Annotated in this window: 3 protein-coding genes; 2 read left to right on the top strand and 1 reads right to left on the bottom strand. The window is 56.7% G+C overall.

Features of this window, described 5'->3' with window-relative positions:
- Nucleotides 1-265 precede the first annotated feature (265 nt).
- Entirely contained in the window at nt 266-733 is a 468-nt protein-coding gene (locus AC5JJ6_RS10180) for a hypothetical protein (RefSeq protein WP_496041929.1), read from the bottom strand.
- Here AC5JJ6_RS10180 and AC5JJ6_RS10175 point away from each other — a divergent pair.
- Both AC5JJ6_RS10175 and AC5JJ6_RS10170 read left to right on the top strand, forming a co-directional pair.
- Nucleotides 692-1045 (top strand): DUF2325 domain-containing protein, encoded by a 354-nt coding sequence (locus AC5JJ6_RS10175; RefSeq protein ID WP_496041928.1) that lies wholly within the window; start codon nt 692-694, stop codon nt 1043-1045. The genes AC5JJ6_RS10180 and AC5JJ6_RS10175 overlap by 42 nt on opposite strands.
- Nucleotides 1046-1534: 489 nt before the next feature.
- A complete protein-coding gene (locus AC5JJ6_RS10170) occupies nt 1535-2041 on the top strand; it encodes an SMP-30/gluconolactonase/LRE family protein (RefSeq protein ID WP_496041927.1) in 507 nt (168 codons plus the stop codon).
- Nucleotides 2042-2264: the final 223 nt, after the last annotated feature.

The following is a 2264-nucleotide window of genomic DNA, read 5'->3' as shown; positions in this document are numbered from 1 at the left end:
TCTCCTGCGTAAGATTGGATTAGGGGGACCGGATGTCACTGACCACGACCTTCATGGTCTCGCTGTCGTCCTGGCAAACCGTCAGGATCCAGGATCCAAGCTGCTGAACAAGGCCCTCGATGAACGGCACCGGACTACGATCCGCAGGCTTGATGCCGCTCGAGATATCGGATCGTTACGCGCCCTTTGGCGAGCAGCGATCGACGCTGGTGATGTCCCGGGGGCTTACTGGGCTGTTCTCACTCACCCGGCGGCGGACCAAGCCCTAGTTACTGAAGCGTTTGGCCATGTCCACATGCTTTCGCACCTCGTTGGTGCCTCGAACCGGGCCGATATTCGGCGGCTGGCCTTGCAGGATCACGAGATAGCCAGTTTGCGCGATACCGTAGAGCGGCAGCAGCGCCGGCTTCGGGACGAGATCACGGAAAGAGATGCGCGAGTTCGACACCTCCAGGAACTCCTGGCAACCCGGGCAATCAGGGAAGTTGAACACTCGCCAGCAACGGCAGACGAAACGGACCGCCTTATTGCCGATCTTCGTCGACGCCTTGCCCTCCAAGAGGATCGCATCCGCACTATTGAAGCCCGCCGGCGGTCTCTGGAGTCCGATCTCGCTGTTGAGAGGCGCCGGACGGCTGAGCTTGAGAATGAGGTAAACGGACTTCGGTGCGAGATCGCAGTCGCTGAGACAATGCTTGGCCATGAGCACCCAGCGGATGGGATGCCGATACACGATCTCTCAGTCCCAGGCACAGTGCTCTACGTCGGTGGGCGGTCCGGGCAGACCCAGGCGCTGCGGCAGGCGGCTGCCCGGATCGGGGTTGATCTCCTCCATCACGACGCCACACAGGGCTTGGCCCTCCTCCCTGGACTTGTGGGACGTGCGGACCTCGTTGTCTTCCCCGCTGACTGCGTCAGCCACGAGGCCGCGTTAGCCGTGAAGCGCCTATGCCGCCAGTTAGGGCGCCCTTTCCGGCTACTGCGCTCCACAGGAGCGTCCAGCCTGCTGGCCGCCCTTCTGTCTAAGCCGTGCAGATCGGACTGAGAAAGCATCATGGAATCCAAATTATTTTACCTAATATCTCTTCTGATGCTGCTGAATACTAGTCCTGCTATGGCTCATGACTGGTACAGAGGCCTGACAACGCTCAATGGATTGTCCTGCTGTGACGATCGTGACTGCCAGCCCGTCGGGCATCGATACACGATTGAGGGCGGTCATGAGGTTGAGATCGAAGGCTACTGGGCATCAGTTAAATCGAGTATGATTTTGCCGCTTTCTTCGCCCGATGGCCAGACCCACGCGTGCTTTGAGCGGAGTTGGTCGTCGATATATGGATCCCAGGCCGCAATCCCCTATACCGTACGTTGCGTAATTCTCGGTGGCGAAACTTAGACTGCGCCGCAGCAAGGTCCAGATGGGCTTGGTGTGCCCAAGACATCGCTCTTAAGAAAGTCACCCGATCTTCGCTGACAATGTTAACATATAAAAAGCCTGCCAAATAAATCACTTAAGGTGATCTAGGGATGTGACATGAGGCCGATCCTGCTCTCCGTCGCTGTTCTCTGCACGATTGTGACGGCTGCATCTGCGGAACCACGAAAAATCTGGGAAGCCAACGGATTCAAGTCGCCTGAGTCTGCTCTTTGCGACTCTACGGCCGACGCCATCTATGTCTCGAATACCGATGGTGACTTGATGACTAAGGATGGCAACGGTTTCATCTCCAAACTCGCGCCCGATGGAACCATCTTGGAGTTCGAGTGGGTCACAGGCCTCGACTCACCGACCGGGCTCGCACTGGTTGACGGCACTCTCTACGTGAACGACTGGGATCAGATCGTCGCGATTGATGTTGCCAGCAAAACCGTGAAAGCCCACTACGAAGTTCCGGGTGCGAAATTCCTGAATGATCTTGCGTCAGACAGAAAAGGCCGCGTTTTCGCGTCCGATATGGTGACCAACACCATTTGGATGCTCGATGGTGGAAAGGTCTCCCTCTTTGTCCAGGATGACAACCTGACAACCTCGATAATCTAAATGACTTGCATGTCAAGGAGGAACGCATCCTGGTCGCATCATGGGACAAGATGGCCGCCGACTTCTCGACCAAAATTCCTGGACATTTGAAAGTAGTCGACCTGAAGACAAAATCAGTATCCGACCTCGGTGACCCAACTCCTGTCGGTAATCTGGATGGCATCGCACCTGATGGCACTGGTGGTTATCACGTCACGGACTGGGTCAAGGGCGGCCTGTTTCA

Source organism: Skermanella sp., assembly GCF_059503625.1.
The sequence above is the reverse complement of the archived record's forward strand: the minus strand, read 5'-3'. Positions and strand labels throughout refer to the sequence as shown.